A 16,067-nucleotide genomic window follows, 5' to 3' on the forward strand; every position below is an offset into this window, starting at 1 on the left:
TTATATCTTGATTCAAATCCTAAAACCGGAAAAATAGTTGAATTTGGCTTTGCCAACGGCCCTGCTGATCAAATGAACCCTGTAGGCCCAAGTTGTCTGTAGCTTGAAATCGCAAGGTGGCTTCTGGGGGAATATCACTGCGATTAGGGGCTGCAAGTATTGAAAGACTTAGCTTTTCGGTGATATCAAGCCCCACCTCAGATCCCAGCACAAGCTTCGAAGGCACACGCCGATTACTACTGCTGGAACTACTGGAATTTGTTACATAAGGGTCTAAGTAAGCGGGATATAGGGCCACATTTAGCCTTTGGCCAAGCAATTCAGAAAATCCACCAACAACTGGTGTTAGTAGGGTTTGCCCCAGCACCGTAACCAGCGCAGTGCCAGCATCGCCACCGGATAATCCAGCTAAGGAGTTACCTCCAAGTAGTGCAATCAAGCGCTCCCGCGGTATGGGTGGAACACTGCGCAATTCGAGGTTATCTCCAATGCGATCGGCAGGCCCTGAAACTCGCACAACTACTTTTACGAGATTCAAGCGATCGAGATTGGAAAAGTTGCCTTGCAATTGATCACCACTTTGCAGCCCAGCTCTTTCGCCACTGCGTACTTGATCAGACACCCGGGAGGTAAGAGCTAAATCCAAATACGGAATCAAGCCAAGCGATGGGGTAAAGACAGCTACGTTTGGGCTGTTGTTATCAAGCCGCAAGCTGCTGGTAAAAACATTCACTCTCCCCTGCAGCAATCGCACCACACCGGAAAGTTGAATATCAGGCCCCAAAGATCCATTTAGCGTAACTAATCCAGCCAGGCTGAAATCAGCTACTGGCTGTGCTGTGATACGTAAATCAGGCCCCAGATTAAGGCGCAAATCCTTGAGCCTCACAATTTTAATTGCGGGGATTGACTGTCGAAGAGCTAGGCCAGAGCTGGATTCCACCGTGGGGCCCAACAGCACAAGAGGCTGCTGGAATTGCCAGTTGGTTTCTGGTAAGCGCAAATCAAGTGGGATTTTATTTGTTCCTTTTTGCCTTAATTGAGTGGCCCCCAATTGCAATCTTCCATTGCTGATGCTGATTTCACCACCCACTAAAGGCTTCAGCAAGCTGCCGCTCAGTAAAAGCTCACCGTCACTGCGAAGCCGCAGGTTTGCTTGCTGGATGGGCACATTATTAAGCTTAAATCTCACCTCTTGATTATTATTTGGATCAGGTTGAGAAACAAAAGGCAAGCTTCCCTTTGCCTCGATGCTGCCGTTACCAATTGAGGCGCTGAATTCCTCAAAAACCAAGCGTTTAAAATCAAAAAATAAGGCTGCCTGTAAATTACTTAGGGTTTGACCTGCAAAACGAACCTCCGCTTCCCGCAGGCGCACAAAGCCGTTGGCAATCGGTTTTTCGCGGCTACCACGCACCAACAATTGAAGATCTGCGGATCCTTGTCGCCATTCCACGCTGCTACGCACTAGCGCCGCAAGGAAAATCAAGCCGTCGTTGCGGCTGGATAAACGCAATTCCAGGCCTTCTTTTGCTTTATCTAGGGGCAGGCGCCCGCTCAGATCAATGCTGCTACTAGCCGCACCGCCTATTAGGGCAATATCCAAATCAAGCGCATCTTTGTTTAATTGAATCGCCCCGCGCTCCAGTTTTAGAGGTTGATCTCGGATAAACCCCTCCTCTAAAGCGAGCTCAACTTGAATCTGGGGATCCTTTTTCCCTGAACGCCATTTCCCAGTGCCCCCCAACGCCCCCCGCAAACCTGGGGGCACTGGAGTAAGAAGCGCAAGCAAGCCAAGTGGCAATCCGCTGAAGCTAAATTTGCCCTTACCTTCAACATCTGAGATTTGCCTGAGGGGACCTTGCAGAGTGGCCACAAAGGGCCTCAGGTTCAGCGCTTTATCTGCGAATTGGCCTTCTAGCCAAATCTGCCCCCGGGCAGCCGCCGCAATTGTTAGTTGATCAAGCCTTGGCCCGCGCAAATTGAGCTCCGCATCAAAAAGACCTCGAAGGTTTTCTGGGCTACTTCTGTTCTTATTTGATGAACTTAGCCGCGTTGCCTCAAGTTCGATTTCAGCTGTTCGCAGTTGTTGCAGTTGGGCATCCAAGCCTTTGCCTAAATCGCTAATTACTAAGCCAAATAGGTCAGCGGCTTTGCCACTGCTGGGTTCGGGAATTGGCCCACCCATGCTTTGCAGCAACTGCCAGATATTTCTTGGCTGTAAACGCCAACCACTTGCCTGCAGATCCAACTGGCCAGCAATTGCGCCCTTGGCACTTAGCCTCACCTCGCTCCCATCACCAGGAGCCAACTTCGCTTTCAAGGCGTATCCAGGACTGCGAAATTGACCGCTTATTTCCATGCTTTTGCCGCGCCAGGGCCCGAGGCCTGGCTGCTGCAAGGTAGCTGTTCCTGAAATGCCAAAGGGTTTAAGAGCAGCGCTGCCATTTCCGGATATGTATCCATTTAATGGCAGTTTCTTGCGGCCTTCTAGTTGTAATTGCAAGGGAGCTAAATTCAATTTTTGGGCGTTCCAGTGATAACCGTTTGCATTAGCTGCCAGCGTTAAATTGCCAGCTGCTTGGCGCCAGTTCAAACTGCTCAACTTATTGCCTTGCAATTGAGCTGAGATCATCCCCCCATTGGATTTAAGCCAAAAATTGGATTGAAGCCTGAAATTATTGCTCTGCCATTTGCCTTGCCAGATCCCGGGCATACCCAAAGGGCCATAACCAAGATCCTCCAGATAAATATCACCTTGAAACAAGGGTTTTTGCAGAGTTCCTCTGATCTCTGCATTTGCAACTAACCAACCACGCAGAGGTTGGTCGAGCTTCAATTGTTTTAAATTCAAGCGCTTGCTAGTTATTAAGCCAGTTATTTCTCCCTCTCCGAGGGGGAGCCCTGGTTTTGGCTGCCAGGAAGCATTTAGCTGCAGTGGTCCGTCTGCTTGCACAATTAAACTTTTATTCAACCAGCGGTAGTTGCCGTCAAGAGGTTTAGCTAATTGCACTGAATCGATTATAAAATTTCCCGCCAGCCGCTCCAAACGCCATTCGCCTCGATTACTGCCACTAGCTAAAAGATTGGCCCGGAGGTTTGTTTGAGAATTACGCCAAGAAATTGTGGGCGCAGAAACCCACCAATTCGTTGAGTTCATAGCCCCCTGCCCCTTAATGCTCTTGCCGTTTACAGAAAAGCTACGCATGCGCCAATCAGTTCCTGCCCCTTCCAGCTCAGCTGTGGCCTTAAGCCTGGGGACTGCGCCACGGGCTACAAGATTACCTACAAGAGAAAGTTTAAATTTTTTAAAGCCCTTCCAGCTTGCAAAAGCAGCTAGGTCGCCACTTTGTTCAGCCCAACGCCAGCGGCTTGGAGCAAGCATAAGTTGCTCGCCTGAAAAAATTACTTTTAGGCCCTTAAAATGCAAAGGCTTAGGGCTATTAAAAGCAAAATTTTCAATTCGTAGGGGGCCCCAAGATTGCCACCTACCCTCTCGACGATTTAATTGCAGCAGTCCGGAAGCAACACCTTCTAATTTTCCATTTATAGGCCGAGGAAGGAATCGAGCAACGCTTCTAAGTGGCAGTTTTTGAAGAGCGAGTTGAATTCGCAAATTACCGCCCTCGCCCCAGTGGTTTCTGAGCACCAATCGAGACGAACTTACTGCTAATTCAGGTTTTAAAAGTGCTTGAAAATCAAGTTTGCGATTAGGCAAATCGAGATCTAATTGGCCTTGGTTGAAACGCCAAACCTCTCCATTATTAACCCGCAAAGTTGCTGAATCCAGCAGATTGAGTTGCAGAAACAAGCGAGGTGCTTTGCCTTTTCCTCGAGGAAATTTCCAAAACTGTCCTGTGCTGTTTTTAATAATGCGAGCCTCAAATCCCTTTAAACCAATGCGCAAAACCAACTGGCGTTGCTGCAGGCTGCTAACAAGATCCGGCAATAGGAAAAGCTGTTTAGCCCTCAACGATGAGGGATCCGATGGGGTGGGATTTACTTTTGTGGCTGCAAATGCCAAGCCGTGGTGGCTGAAACCTTGAAATCCGCCCAACTCCACGGGGTGAGCGAGGCCCCGTTCCAACCAATTCTCTAACTGACGATGCCAAGCAGTCGATTGTGAGTCGATTGGCAAATGCCAAGTTCCGCAGCCACTGATGCTGAGTAACCCCAACAAGCTGAGGGGTAACAAAAATCGCTGCTGGATCAATCCCCCCATAGCGGCGGCGATTTCGTCCAGGTTTGGCGCAATATAGGGTTTAACAAGGTTTGCTTCATACCAATCGATGGCCGCTGATCCACTGCTTCTTAAAGCAGGGGCGTGGATAGGCATCTCCGCCGCCTTACTCGCCTTGATAACTGTGCTCGGGTTTTGGAAGGGCTGGGAATTTCGATTCCGATTGGTGGGGTTCACCAGTTTCACTTTGTTATTGGCGGCGGGCTGCGCAGCATTTGCCATCAGCTACAACCCGCGCTTGAAGGTGGAAGGTGCCCTGTATGTGCCAGTTGTATTTGACAACGGCACGGATTTAATTGTTGCCGCAGCAGGCGCAAACTTCCCAATTTCAGCAGTGCAGCCAACCTTGGAGCAACTGGCAGGCAACCTCCGCGGCAGTGGTCGCAGCAGCCCTGATGGCTTTGTACGCGTGAAATTGCGACAATTGGAGGAACAAGCAGATGGCAGCAGTAAACCCGTGATCCTTGGAGAAGCAATCCGCGATTTAAAAAGCGGTCTAGTTACCCAGACAGGGAACTGACACTTGCTGAGCCCATGGGGAACGCTTCTGGAACTGAAATAAAAAATCTTCCCCATAGGCTGCAATGTTTTCGCAACGCCTATTACCAAAACATCTATTGCCAAAACATCTATTGCCAAATCGACTTTTGACAGCTTTGGCTGGGTTGGTTCTAGCCCATGGCTTAAATGCCGCTTTTGCCGGTGCTAGCCCGCTGCTGGAATCTGTAAAACAAAATAAACAATTAGCTCAACAGCTTTGCGGTGATTTCCGCAGACTCAATGCCGGTGGGCAAAAAGCCCATGGACCCGCTGCCGTGCGCACTACTGCGAGCAGCCAGGGGTTGAGCACCCTTGACGCCGAAATTCTCACCACCTATGTAGTGGGTATGTATTGCCCAGATGTCCGTTGACGTGACACCTCTATCCATTCCAATGCGGGATGGATGCTTACTGAAAGGTGAACTTTGGCAACCGGGGGGGGGTGGTCCCTGGCCGGCCCTAATAATGCGGCAACCCTATGGCCATCGCCTTGCTTCAACAGTTGTTTATGCCCATCCCAGTTGGTATGCCCAGCAGGGATATTTGGTGCTTATTCAGGATGTGAGGGGATGCGCTGAATCCGAAGGCGTTTTTCAAGGCTTTAGTCAAGAAGTAAATGATGGCGCCGACAGCATCTCGGCCTTGAGGGCACACCGCCTGTGCAATGGCCGGGTAGGTAGCTATGGCTTCAGTTATCAAGGCCTAACGCAACTACTCGGTGATCCAGCTGATGCCATGGCTCCTGCCATGACGGGCTGGGATGAACGGCTTCATATGGCCACTGAAGGTGGCGCCCATCTATGGGCAAACAATGTGGGCTGGGGGCTGCAATTGGCGGCAGAACACTGCCGCCGCAGTGGCAGGAATGAAGACTGGCAACTTATTTATAAAAGCCTACAAAGCGGCACTTTCTTATTTGACGGACTCGAAATACTGCGCCATACAAACCCAAACAATCCTGTGCTGGCTTGGCTGGAGCTAAATCCGCAAGCTCAGGAGCAATGGCCCAACCAAAAGCTCACAGCTGCTGTTTTGGAGCGGCCATTGTTGCTGTGCCAAGGGTGGCATGACCCTTACTTGGAGGGCGGTCTTTCCTTATGGACAAAAAGCAAACAAGCCGGGGCAAATCCGCTAATTCGCATCGGCCCATGGAGTCATTTGGCCTGGGATCGCAAGGTAGGCAGTACTAATCAAGGGGCCAGCGCCTGTGGCGGTGTAGACGAATGGCAACTTTCATTTTTTGATCAACATCTACGCGATCGAGCTCCTGAGGCAGAACCGGAACCGTGCCTTGCCTTTGATCTTTTGGCTAAGGAATGGCGTCAAAGGGATCCTCAAAATCCAGGCAAGCTGCAATGGGGTTTAAGCAGTGGCGGCCTTGCTGCCAGCCGCAGCAATGAAGGCTTGTTGTTGGCGCAAGAACAGGGTTATGGGCAGGTTTATTGGGTTCATGATCCTTGGCGGCCAGTACCTGGCTGTGGAGGTCATCTCGGAGCAGATGCTGGTATGCAGGAAAGAAGTGCTCTGGATGCAAGGGCCGATGTTGTTTGTTTTACCAGCCCCCCCCTATTAGAAGCACTTGAAATTTGGGGTAAACCACAATTAATAGCCCTTGTAGCTGCTGATCAGCCCGGCTTTGATCTTTGTGCAAATTTAGCGGTAGTGCGCCAACAGGGTTCTGAAGTTCTTGTTCTCAGCACTGGCGTTTTGAGGCAACTGGGGGAACACTGCAAGCAACTTTTACCTCGCAAGCTGCAATTTCAACCCTTGCTGGCCAGCCTGCAAGTCGGGGATAGGTTGCGATTGAGCATTGCAGGTGCCGCCTGGCCCCACATCAGTGTGAATCGTGGTGATGGGCACTGGGCTCCTGGGCCCGTTGGACCATCTCACTCCAGCATTCGAATTCAGCTGCAACTAGCTGGAAGTGGTTTGGAGCTGCTAGCCATGGGGTAGCCATGGCCTCAGGTGCGTTTAGGCTCCCGCTCAGCGATGTATTGGGCCGCGATGGTTGTGGAAACCCTGGATTGGATGCACGGCGATGGCGAACGCTTAGCTACCTGCTGCCACGATCACCCCTATGCGGTACTCGGCCCCCAACCCTTAGCCAATGGGAGCTGGGTGGTAAGAGCGTGGCTGCCCGATGCAAACAGAGTGTGGCTGTTGAATCAGGGCCAGGAATTGGCTATGGAGAGCCCCCATCATCCCTGGCTTTTTGAACAAGTCCTCGAGCAAAACCCCGGCAGCAGTTACAGGCTCAAGATTGATCGCGCCGGTATTACGCACGAACAACACGATCCCTACGCCTTCCGTGAGGAATGGATGGGAGAAATGGATCGCCATCTGTTTTCGGAAGGCAATCACCACCACATTTGGCGCCGCATGGGTGCTCATCCCGTGGTGCAGCAAGGGGTGGCTGGGGTGCAGTTCTGCGTATGGGCGCCAAGCGCCCGTAGCGTTGCGCTCATTGGTGATTGCTCAGGCTGGGATGGCAGAAATCTGCCGATGCAGCAACGTTTAGGCGGCAGTTGGGAACTGTTTGTGCCAGGAATTGGTGTGGGCCAGCGTTACAAATACGAAGTACGCACCCAAGACGGCCACTGCTACGAAAAAGCAGACCCCTATGGTTTTCAGCATGAGGTGAGGCCACTGCAAGCCTCGCTGGTGGCTGATCTAAACAGTTACGAATGGGCTGATACCGCTTGGTTGCAACAACGGGATAGCCGCAATCCATTGGATCAACCGGTTTCAGTTTATGAAATGCATCTGGGCAGCTGGATGCACGGCAGTTTTGATCAGCCTTACATCGATACCGATGGTGCAGCACGAACACCCGTGCCAGCGGCAGACCTTAAACCGGGCGCTCGCTTACTCACCTATCCCGAATTAGCTGATCGTGTAATCCCTTATGTGAAGGCTAGAGGCTTTACCCATATTGAATTAATGCCTATTGCAGAACATCCCTTTGATGGTTCATGGGGTTACCAAGTAACTGGCTTTTATGCACCTACTAGTCGTTTTGGCCCCCTAAATGAATTCAAAGAATTTGTTGATCGCTGCCATAGTGAAGGAATTGGCATAATTCTTGATTGGGTGCCGGGTCATTTTCCAAAAGATGCCCATGGTCTTGCTTTCTTTGATGGAAGCCATCTTTACGAACATGGTGATTCAAGAATTGGCGAGCACAAAGAATGGGGTACATTAATATTTAATTACAGTCGTAATGAAGTACGGAATTTCTTAGTTTCAAATCTTCTCTTCTGGTTTGAAGAATTTCATATCGATGGCATCCGAGTAGATGCAGTTGCATCTATGTTATATCGAGATTACCTGAGGCCCGATGGCGAATGGCTTCCCAATGAGCACGGTGGGAGAGAAAATCTTGAAGCAGTGCGTTTTATGCAACAGGCAAACTCATTATTATTTCACTACTTTCCTGGTGCTTTAGCAATCGCCGAGGAATCCACAACATGGCCCATGGTTACCCAACCAACCCACGTAGGGGGATTGGGTTTCAACCTCAAATGGAATATGGGCTGGATGCACGACATGCTCGATTATTTCGAACTTGATCATTGGTTCCGTCAATTTCATCAAAACAACATTACTTTTTCAATCTGCTACCAATACACTGAAAATTTCATGTTGGCCTTGAGTCACGATGAAGTGGTGCATGGCAAGAGCCACTTGCTTCACAAAATGCCGGGAAGCGATGATTTAAAATTTGCAAATGTGCGAGCTCTATTAACATTTATGTGGACCCATCCAGGCAAGAAAACTATCTTTATGGGGATGGAATTTGGCCAGCGAGGAGAATGGAATGTATGGGGCGATTTGGAATGGGACAAATTGCAATTCCCAGCCCATCAAGGCCTCCTAAATTTGGTGGATGATCTGAATAGTTATTACAAATCAGAGCCGGCCCTTTGGCGTAGTGATTTCGCAAACTATGGGTTTCAGTGGATCGATTGCGACGACAACAACCACAGCGTTGTGAGCTATATGCGTCGTGACGAAAAAGAAGGGAATTGGGTTGTGGTGGTGTGTAATTTCACCCCTGAATGCCATGGCAATTACCGCATCGGCGTTCCAGTTGCTGGTTTCTATCAAGAAGCTTTCAACAGCGATAGCTCTCGCTACGGCGGTTCAAATCAGGGCAATTTGGGCGGTAAATTCAGCGCTGGCAACGCCATGCATGGCTATGAACAATCCTTGGAGCTTTGCTTACCCCCACTGAGTTCCTTGGTATTCAAACTCGACCCCAGCCGCCTGCCACCTGCGGCAATCCATGAAGAAAACATGAAGCAGAGCTGATTGGTCGGGTAGCGTCGGCGGCTAAGCATTCTTCTTTTCTATGAGCGACACCCTTCCCCTGCTGCTCCGCGCTGCCCGAGGCGAGCAGGTGGAACGTCCGCCTGTATGGATGATGCGTCAAGCAGGCCGATATATGAAGGTGTACCGCGATTTACGTGATCGCCATCCTTCCTTCCGCGAACGCTCAGAGAATCCAGATCTCTCTTATGAGATTTCGATGCAACCTTTCCAGGCTTTTCAGCCTGATGGGGTGATCCTTTTTTCAGATATTCTCACCCCGCTGCCCGGGATGGGCATCAACTTTGACATCATCGAAAGCAAGGGGCCAATTATTGATCCACCGATTCGCAGCCTTGCTCAAGTGGAGGCACTACGTGCTTTAGATCCCGCCAGCAGCCTTGGTTTTGTAGGGGAGGTGCTAACACGATTGAGAGAAAACGTTGGCTCAGCCGCTGCAGTGCTGGGTTTTGTTGGCGCTCCATGGACCTTGGCTGCCTACGCCGTTGAGGGTAAGAGCAGCAAAGATTATGCGGTGATCAAGGCGATGGCCTTTCGCGAACCGCAATTAATGCATCGGCTGTTAGCCCATTTCGCAGACAGCATTGCCACCTATGTGAATTATCAAATTGATTCTGGCGCTCAGGTTGTTCAGTTATTTGATTCCTGGGCTGGTCAGTTAAGCCCCATGGATTACGACACCTTCGCAGCTCCTTACCAAAAACGGGTTATTGATCAGGTACGCGCGAAACATCCAGAAACTCCGTTAATCCTCTACATCTCTGGAGGGGCTGGAGTTTTGGAGCGTATGGCAGCAACCGGAGTTGATTTCATCTCCCTCGATTGGAGTGTTGATATGGCAGATGGCTGCAAACGCTTACCCCACCATGTGGGAATTCAGGGCAATGTTGATCCTGGCCTCCTGTTTGGCACCCCTGAAGCAATACGCCATCGGATTATCGACACGGTGCGAAAAGCTAGGGGACGCCGGCACATCCTTAATCTTGGCCATGGAATTCTGCCCGGCACCCCAGAGGAGAATGCGAGGGTTTTCTTTGAAACAGGCAAGCGGGTGAATGAACTTATGGGCACGGTGGGCTGAAGTGAGCCCTGCAAGAATTCTTATCACCGGTGCCAGCGGCTGCGTTGGGCAATACATCAGTGCCCAACTATTTCATCACTCTGATGCTGAACTTATCCTGTGGTTAAGGGATCCGAGCAAATTAAAGGCTGTTCCTCAGCAGCATCCACGCATAACGCTTCTGGTAAGCGATTTACGCGATCAATCAGGCCATGATCAGATCCTAAAAACAGTAAATCGCGTAATTCACACCGCCACTGCTTGGGGGGATCCCCTCAGAGCTCATCAGGTGAATGTGGTTGCCGTAAAAGAACTACTGCAGCGTTTTGATCCAACTCAACTCGAGCAAATAATTTACTTTTCCACAGCCAGCATTTTGAATCGCGAATTGCAATTGCTGCCGGAAGCGGAGAAATTTGGCACCGAATATATCCAAACAAAAGCGCAATGCTTGCTTCAACTCGAAAACCACCCGCTGGCAAACAAAATAATTGCTGTATTTCCAACCCTTGTCTTTGGCGGCCAAGTGGATGGAAAGGGAAATTTCCCTAGCAGTTATCTCAGCTCAGGCCTTGGAGAAGCAATCAACTGGCTGTGGCTAGCCCGTTGGCTAAGGGCTGATTCAAGCTTTCACTTCATCCATGCAGCAGATATCGCCAAAGTTTGTTGCCACCTCAGCCTCACACCGCATCAAAAAAATCAAGAACCAGGCCAGGGAGCTGTGCGTCGCTTGGTACTTGGTCAACCAGCTACAACAATTGATGCTGCTGTGGCGCAACTATGCCGCTGGCGAGGTATGTGGCGCCCTCCCGGCATTCCGCTTTGGGGCTGGTTAATTGAAGCCCTGATCAAGGTGTTACCGCTGGAAATAACCGCCTGGGATCGCTTCAGCATCAAGCAAAGACATTTTGTACACCAACCGATCAGTCCACCAGAAAGATTTGGGCTTCAATCCGAAAGCGCAAGCCTGGAGGCTGCTTTTGAAGCTGCCGAACTACCGCGAAGGGGCCCAGTGCACTGAAGTGCTCGGCCACTTACATGTCAAACCATTTCAGAGCAGCTAAAGGTGGGCGTTTGCTTACTAGGTTGATTGAGAAAATTTTTTGCGCTTATGCGTCGCCTGATTGGCCTAGTGGCCCTCTGTTTTGCATTCCTCTTCGGCAGCCTCGCCGTTGGCACAGCACCCGCCTATGCAGCGGATGTAGCCCATGGCGCCCAGGTCTTTTCCGCTAACTGTGTGGCTTGCCACATGGGGGGCGGCAATGTGGTTAACGGCGAACGCACACTTAAGGCTGAGGCATTGGATGCCTACCTCGCCGACTACAGCGCTGGCCATGAAACAGCTATCGCTTATCAAGTTACAAATGGCAAAAATGCAATGCCAGCTTTTGGTGGCAAATTATCAGAAACAGACATTGCTGATGTTGCCTCCTATGTAGAAGACATGTCTTCTAAAGGCTGGGCATAAACAAAAGGCAAATTAAATTGCATCAAAAAACCAGCTACTTATGTAGCTGGTTTTTTATTGAATATTGATCTCTCTGCAATAAGCTAATAACTTAAGGTATAAATCCTCGGGAATCTCACGGATATCATATTCACTGGGAAGAACTCCGTGTGTATGACGGTGCACAGCGAGCCAGCAGCTTCTCTCTAAGTCATCACTGCCATAGCTTTTAGCTTCAGTAGCAAGAGTTGGCAGCAACGATTCAAAGGTTTCCATGTGGAAATTTTAGCGCTAGAACACAAGTGTTTTGGAATCAGTAATGCGCTTTAAATCAGAAAGCCTCAAAATAGTTTTGCTGCTGCTGGGATTACCCCTATTAATTTCAGCACCAATACAAGCTCAGCAAACAATGGGTGCTCCGCGCAAGGGGCTAACGGAAAGGGGCTGCAAATGGCTGGTGCCGTGGGGAATGGAATACGCCCAACCTAAGTATTTGAAACCCGAAGAGGTGGCTGGAAAAAATGCGCGGGGGTGTCTATCTCAATACGATGCGGACTATGGGGAAAACGGATGCCCATTAAAGTTTTGTAATTACAAAGAGATCAAACCAGCAATTTGATCGGATAACCACACCCTAGGTGGGTACACCGTACAAAGAAAAAAGCAACATCGCATAGTTTGATTAGAAATTAAAAGCTTGATCGTGATCCAACCAACCGCTGAACAATTCACAGAACAGGCCTGGGCCGCCATTGTGTCTGCCCAGGCGATAGCACAAGCAAAAAAGCAACAACAGCTTGAAACTGAGCATCTATTTCTTGCCCTGCTACAGCAAAACCAAGGCCTAACAGTGAGGATCCTTGAAAAAGCAAGTGTGGACACATCAAAGCTAACAATAGAGGTGGAACAATTTATTCAACGTCAACCAAGTTTAGGCGCAGCCCCAGAGAGTGTATTTATAGGCAAAGGAATGCAAACACTACTAGATCGATCTGAAGGAGTTAAGAAAGAATTGGAAGATAGTTTTATATCAATTGAACATCTGCTACTTGCGCTTGGCATAGATGAACGTTGTGGTAAGCAGCTGCTTCAAGCAGCAAATCTAAATGAAAATAAACTGCGCGATGCCATCAAAGCGATAAGAGGCAGCCAACGGGTAACACACCAAAATCCAGAAGGAACCTATGAATCGCTTGAGAAATACGGACGCGATTTAACAGCTGCTGCTCGGCAAGGAAAATTAGATCCTGTAATTGGTAGAGACGAAGAAATTAGACGCACTATTCAAATATTATCAAGGCGTACAAAAAATAATCCAGTATTAATTGGTGAGCCAGGAGTTGGTAAAACAGCAATAGTTGAGGGCCTAGCACAGCGAATTGTTAATGGTGATGTGCCAGCAGCACTACAAAACAGACAATTGATATCACTAGATATGGGAGCCTTAATCGCTGGTGCTAAATATCGAGGAGAATTTGAAGAACGATTAAAAGCAGTTCTAAAGGAAGTAACAACTAGCGAGGGGCAAATAATACTATTTATTGATGAAATTCATACCGTAGTGGGTGCTGGAGCTTCCGGTGGCGCTATGGATGCAAGCAATTTATTAAAACCAATGTTAGCCCGTGGAGAACTTAGATGCATCGGAGCTACTACTCTTGATGAACATCGCAAACATATTGAAAAAGATCCAGCTCTAGAGAGACGTTTTCAACAAGTTTTTGTTGACCAACCAACTGTTGAAGATACAATCTCAATACTACGTGGCTTAAAAGAACGCTATGAAGTGCACCATGGCGTAAGAATTGCTGATACGGCCCTTGTTGCAGCAGCAGTACTTAGTAGTCGTTATATTGCTGATCGCTTCCTACCGGATAAAGCAATCGATTTAGTTGATGAATCAGCTGCTCGATTAAAGATGGAAATCACCTCTAAGCCAGAGGCAATTGATGAGATAGACCGAAAAATATTACAATTAGAAATGGAGAAACTCTCACTTGGACGTGAATCAGACACTGCTAGCAAGGATAGATTAGAACGCATTCAAAGAGAATTAGCTGAATTTAATGAGGAACAAAGCAGCCTAAATGCCCAATGGCAAAAAGAAAAAAGCGCAATCGACGACCTCCAAGCATTGAAAGAAGAAATTGAGCAAATAACACTCCAAGTAGAGCAAGCCAAACGCAGCTACGACCTCAATAAAGCGGCAGCGCTGGAATATGGAACTTTGGCGGAGTTAAATAAAAAACTAGTGCTAAGGGAAAACGAATTAGGTAGTGCGGATAGCAGCAGCGCAAAACCTGGCCAACAATTGCTGCGGGAGGAGGTTACAGAAGATGATATAGCTGAAGTAATTGCAAAGTGGACTGGTATTCCCGTTAGTAAATTAGCAAAATCAGAAATGACAAAATTATTAGAATTAGAATCTGAATTACATAAACGCATAATTGGACAAGGCCAAGCGGTTACCGCTGTAGCTGATGCGATACAACGCTCAAGGGCTGGGCTATCGGATCCGAATCGGCCCATTGCTAGCTTCCTATTTCTTGGACCAACCGGGGTGGGTAAAACAGAATTAGGTAAAGCATTGGCATCTGAATTATTTGATAGTGAAGATGCGATGGTTCGTATAGATATGAGTGAATATATGGAGAAACATTCCGTATCTAGACTGATTGGTGCCCCTCCAGGTTATGTGGGATTTGAGGATGGCGGACAACTTACAGAGGCAGTGCGGCGCAGACCATATGCTGTGATACTTTTTGATGAGGTAGAAAAAGCACATCCCGATGTATTCAATGTAATGCTTCAAATTCTTGATGATGGCCGTGCTACAGATAGCCAGGGGCGTACAGTTGATTTTACAAATACCGTGCTAATTCTTACTAGTAATATTGGCAGCCAATCAATCATAGAATTAGGCGGAGATGATAGCCGACATGTTGAAATGGAAGGAAGCGTTAATGAAGTATTGCGTTCTCATTTTAAACCCGAATTTTTAAATCGATTAGATGAGACAATTATTTTTCACAGCTTAAAAGCTGATGAATTACGCGAAATTGTTGGCCTACAAATAGAAAGATTGTCTAAAAGATTAGAAGAGCAAAAAATAACCCTTAACATAAGCAATGACGCTCTAGATTTAATTGCAACCGCTGGGTACGATCCAGTGTATGGGGCAAGGCCAATAAAGCGTGCAATTCAAAAAGAGCTGGAAACACAAATTGCTAAATTAATATTAGCTGGCCGCTATTGCTCTGGAAGTGAAGTAAATGTAAGCAAGGAAAATAATAAATTGATATTTAATTAACAACTGTATTCCGAGCTTTCCATGCAGTTAGCAGTAAACGGCGGCGTTGCATACGCATCCATAAATCTGCCACGCGTAAACTGCCGCGAAGTTGCACTCTACCCCACCAATTCTGGAGGTCTGGCCTATCAATTAAACTGGTTTCATTAATCATAGTAAGACGAGCAAATAAAACTGCTAGCACCACATCAATACTACTAAAACGGTCGCCAAATATGAATTGATTGGATTCAATCAATGGAATAGTATGTAAATAATTACTCCACTTCAGCCTCATATCTTCTAATTTTTGTTTTTGGGAGCCCTCCGTGAAGTAGGCAAGCCTTGAACGATTTAGTTGAGCCTTATTTTTTAGCGCAATAATATCCACTGGAGAAAGTGAATCAACCGATTCCAATTGATTCTCCAAGCGCTTAACTATTGATGCAAGCATTCGAGGAAAAACAAATGCCAAAAGCTTGTTACTAGAAAGCCATTTCCCAAAAGTAAGGTCTTCAATTGAAATTAAATAATGATTAGAAACCAATTCATTAATTAAAAGGGTTAAACTTATATCAGAATCCATCCAACTAGAACCAGCTTGGCAGGCGGCCCATTGCAAAATATCCTTACTGCTTGTTAGCAAAAGATTTTCAGCACGCAAAGTAGGGACAGTCATCTGAGGATTTAATTCACGATATCTATCACTCAACTGTTGCTTTGCAAAGTGAATATCTAACATGTGATTATAAAATGGTATATCAGCCTCAACCAATGCAAGTCTTGCCACCATGGAGTAATAGGAGGAAGCAGCATTGAGCAATTCCAACTGATTACTCGCCTGGTTCATTTTCAATTTTTTGTAGTTAGTTTAATCATACACAACAATTGATCTGCTGTGCTAACTTAATATCAAGATTTGTTAACCCGCCTAGGTCATGGGTGACAAGTTCAATAGTTACTAAATTCCATGAATTACTCCAATTAGGGTGATGGCCCATAGTTTCAGCTATAAAAGCTACTCTCACCATAAAAGCAAATGCTTGAGGAAAATCATTGAATCGCCATTGCCTCTTTAGCTTGCCATCAAGAAATTCCCAATCGGGCAATAAGCTTGCTAGTTGCTCAATTTCTGAAGCAAGCAATAAAGTGGCAGCCATGA

12 protein-coding genes are annotated in these 16,067 nt (G+C 47.7%); 8 read left to right on the forward strand and 4 right to left on the reverse strand.

Translation table 11 applies throughout. From position 1 onward, the window contains the following. Positions 1–19: 19 nt before the first annotated feature. A complete protein-coding gene (locus AC2JC8_RS00205; protein WP_484594013.1) occupies positions 20–4,222 on the reverse strand; it encodes a translocation/assembly module TamB domain-containing protein in 4,203 nt (1,400 codons plus the stop codon). 67 nt (positions 4,223–4,289) lie between these two features. Between AC2JC8_RS00205 and AC2JC8_RS00210 the strand changes: the two genes are divergently transcribed. The 7 genes from AC2JC8_RS00210 to AC2JC8_RS00240 all read left to right on the forward strand — a co-directional run bounded on the left by AC2JC8_RS00210 (position 4,290) and on the right by AC2JC8_RS00240 (position 11,637). Next, on the forward strand, positions 4,290–4,760 hold the full coding sequence (locus AC2JC8_RS00210) for a Ycf51 family protein (protein WP_484401662.1): 471 nt from the start codon (positions 4,290–4,292) through the stop codon (positions 4,758–4,760). Positions 4,761–4,824: 64 nt separating this feature from the next. After that, on the forward strand, positions 4,825–5,151 hold the full coding sequence (locus AC2JC8_RS00215) for a hypothetical protein (protein ID WP_484401660.1): 327 nt from the start codon (positions 4,825–4,827) through the stop codon (positions 5,149–5,151). After that, the gene (locus AC2JC8_RS00220) at positions 5,141–6,733 is read left to right on the forward strand and encodes a CocE/NonD family hydrolase (protein WP_484401658.1); all 1,593 of its coding nucleotides are present in this window, start codon (positions 5,141–5,143) and stop codon (positions 6,731–6,733) included. Before AC2JC8_RS00215 ends, AC2JC8_RS00220 begins: the two co-directional genes overlap by 11 nt. Before the next feature lie 51 nt (positions 6,734–6,784). Further along, positions 6,785–9,091: a 1,4-alpha-glucan branching protein GlgB gene (gene glgB / locus AC2JC8_RS00225; protein WP_484401664.1), complete on the forward strand. Its 2,307-nt coding sequence runs from the start codon at positions 6,785–6,787 to the stop codon at positions 9,089–9,091. 40 nt (positions 9,092–9,131) lie between these two features. After that, on the forward strand, positions 9,132–10,190 hold the full coding sequence (gene hemE / locus AC2JC8_RS00230) for a uroporphyrinogen decarboxylase (RefSeq protein ID WP_255130852.1): 1,059 nt from the start codon (positions 9,132–9,134) through the stop codon (positions 10,188–10,190). Continuing rightward, entirely contained in the window at positions 10,165–11,190 is a 1,026-nt protein-coding gene (locus AC2JC8_RS00235; RefSeq protein WP_484594014.1) for an NAD-dependent epimerase/dehydratase family protein, read from the forward strand. Before hemE ends, AC2JC8_RS00235 begins: the two co-directional genes overlap by 26 nt. 90 nt (positions 11,191–11,280) lie before the next feature. Then, positions 11,281–11,637 carry a c-type cytochrome gene (locus AC2JC8_RS00240; protein ID WP_255130854.1) on the forward strand — a complete coding sequence of 119 codons (357 nt, stop codon included), beginning with the start codon at positions 11,281–11,283 and terminating at the stop codon, positions 11,635–11,637. Between the two features lie 54 nt (positions 11,638–11,691). Here the strand turns inward: AC2JC8_RS00240 and AC2JC8_RS00245 are convergent, their stop codons facing one another. Further along, positions 11,692–11,892 carry a hypothetical protein gene (locus AC2JC8_RS00245; protein WP_255130856.1) on the reverse strand — a complete coding sequence of 67 codons (201 nt, stop codon included), beginning with the start codon at positions 11,890–11,892 and terminating at the stop codon, positions 11,692–11,694. A gap of 430 nt (positions 11,893–12,322) precedes the next feature. Here AC2JC8_RS00245 and clpB point away from each other — a divergent pair, with 430 nt between their 5' ends. Continuing rightward, the gene (gene clpB, locus AC2JC8_RS00250; protein ID WP_484594021.1) at positions 12,323–14,926 is read left to right on the forward strand and encodes an ATP-dependent chaperone ClpB; all 2,604 of its coding nucleotides are present in this window, start codon (positions 12,323–12,325) and stop codon (positions 14,924–14,926) included. Here the strand turns inward: clpB and AC2JC8_RS00255 are convergent. Together AC2JC8_RS00255 and AC2JC8_RS00260 are read right to left on the reverse strand one after the other, a co-directional pair. Continuing rightward, positions 14,919–15,755, reverse strand: a complete 837-nt coding sequence (locus tag AC2JC8_RS00255; protein WP_484419758.1) for a glutathione S-transferase family protein — start codon at positions 15,753–15,755, stop codon at positions 14,919–14,921. The genes clpB and AC2JC8_RS00255 overlap by 8 nt on opposite strands. A 25-nt stretch (positions 15,756–15,780) precedes the next feature. Continuing rightward, positions 15,781–16,067: 4a-hydroxytetrahydrobiopterin dehydratase (locus tag AC2JC8_RS00260; RefSeq protein WP_484400049.1), on the reverse strand; the 287-nt coding region annotated here is incomplete at its 5' end.

This window comes from Synechococcus sp., from assembly GCF_982614295.1.

Excerpts from the sequence above, each read along its gene's own strand:
- glgB (WP_484401664.1), top strand. The coding sequence starts at position 6,785 with ATGGTTGTGGAAACCCTGGATTGGATGCACGGCGATGGCGAACGCTTA.
- AC2JC8_RS00210 (WP_484401662.1), top strand. The coding sequence starts at position 4,290 with ATGGCCGCTGATCCACTGCTTCTTAAAGCAGGGGCGTGGATAGGCATC.
- AC2JC8_RS00220 (WP_484401658.1), top strand. The coding sequence starts at position 5,141 with ATGTCCGTTGACGTGACACCTCTATCCATTCCAATGCGGGATGGATGC.
- AC2JC8_RS00215 (WP_484401660.1), top strand. The coding sequence starts at position 4,825 with ATGTTTTCGCAACGCCTATTACCAAAACATCTATTGCCAAAACATCTA.
- AC2JC8_RS00245 (WP_255130856.1), bottom strand. The coding sequence starts at position 11,892 with ATGGAAACCTTTGAATCGTTGCTGCCAACTCTTGCTACTGAAGCTAAA.
- AC2JC8_RS00240 (WP_255130854.1), top strand. The coding sequence starts at position 11,281 with ATGCGTCGCCTGATTGGCCTAGTGGCCCTCTGTTTTGCATTCCTCTTC.
- AC2JC8_RS00255 (WP_484419758.1), bottom strand. The coding sequence starts at position 15,755 with ATGAACCAGGCGAGTAATCAGTTGGAATTGCTCAATGCTGCTTCCTCC.
- AC2JC8_RS00205 (WP_484594013.1), bottom strand. The coding sequence starts at position 4,222 with ATGGGGGGATTGATCCAGCAGCGATTTTTGTTACCCCTCAGCTTGTTG.
- hemE (WP_255130852.1), top strand. The coding sequence starts at position 9,132 with ATGAGCGACACCCTTCCCCTGCTGCTCCGCGCTGCCCGAGGCGAGCAG.
- AC2JC8_RS00235 (WP_484594014.1), top strand. The coding sequence starts at position 10,165 with ATGAACTTATGGGCACGGTGGGCTGAAGTGAGCCCTGCAAGAATTCTT.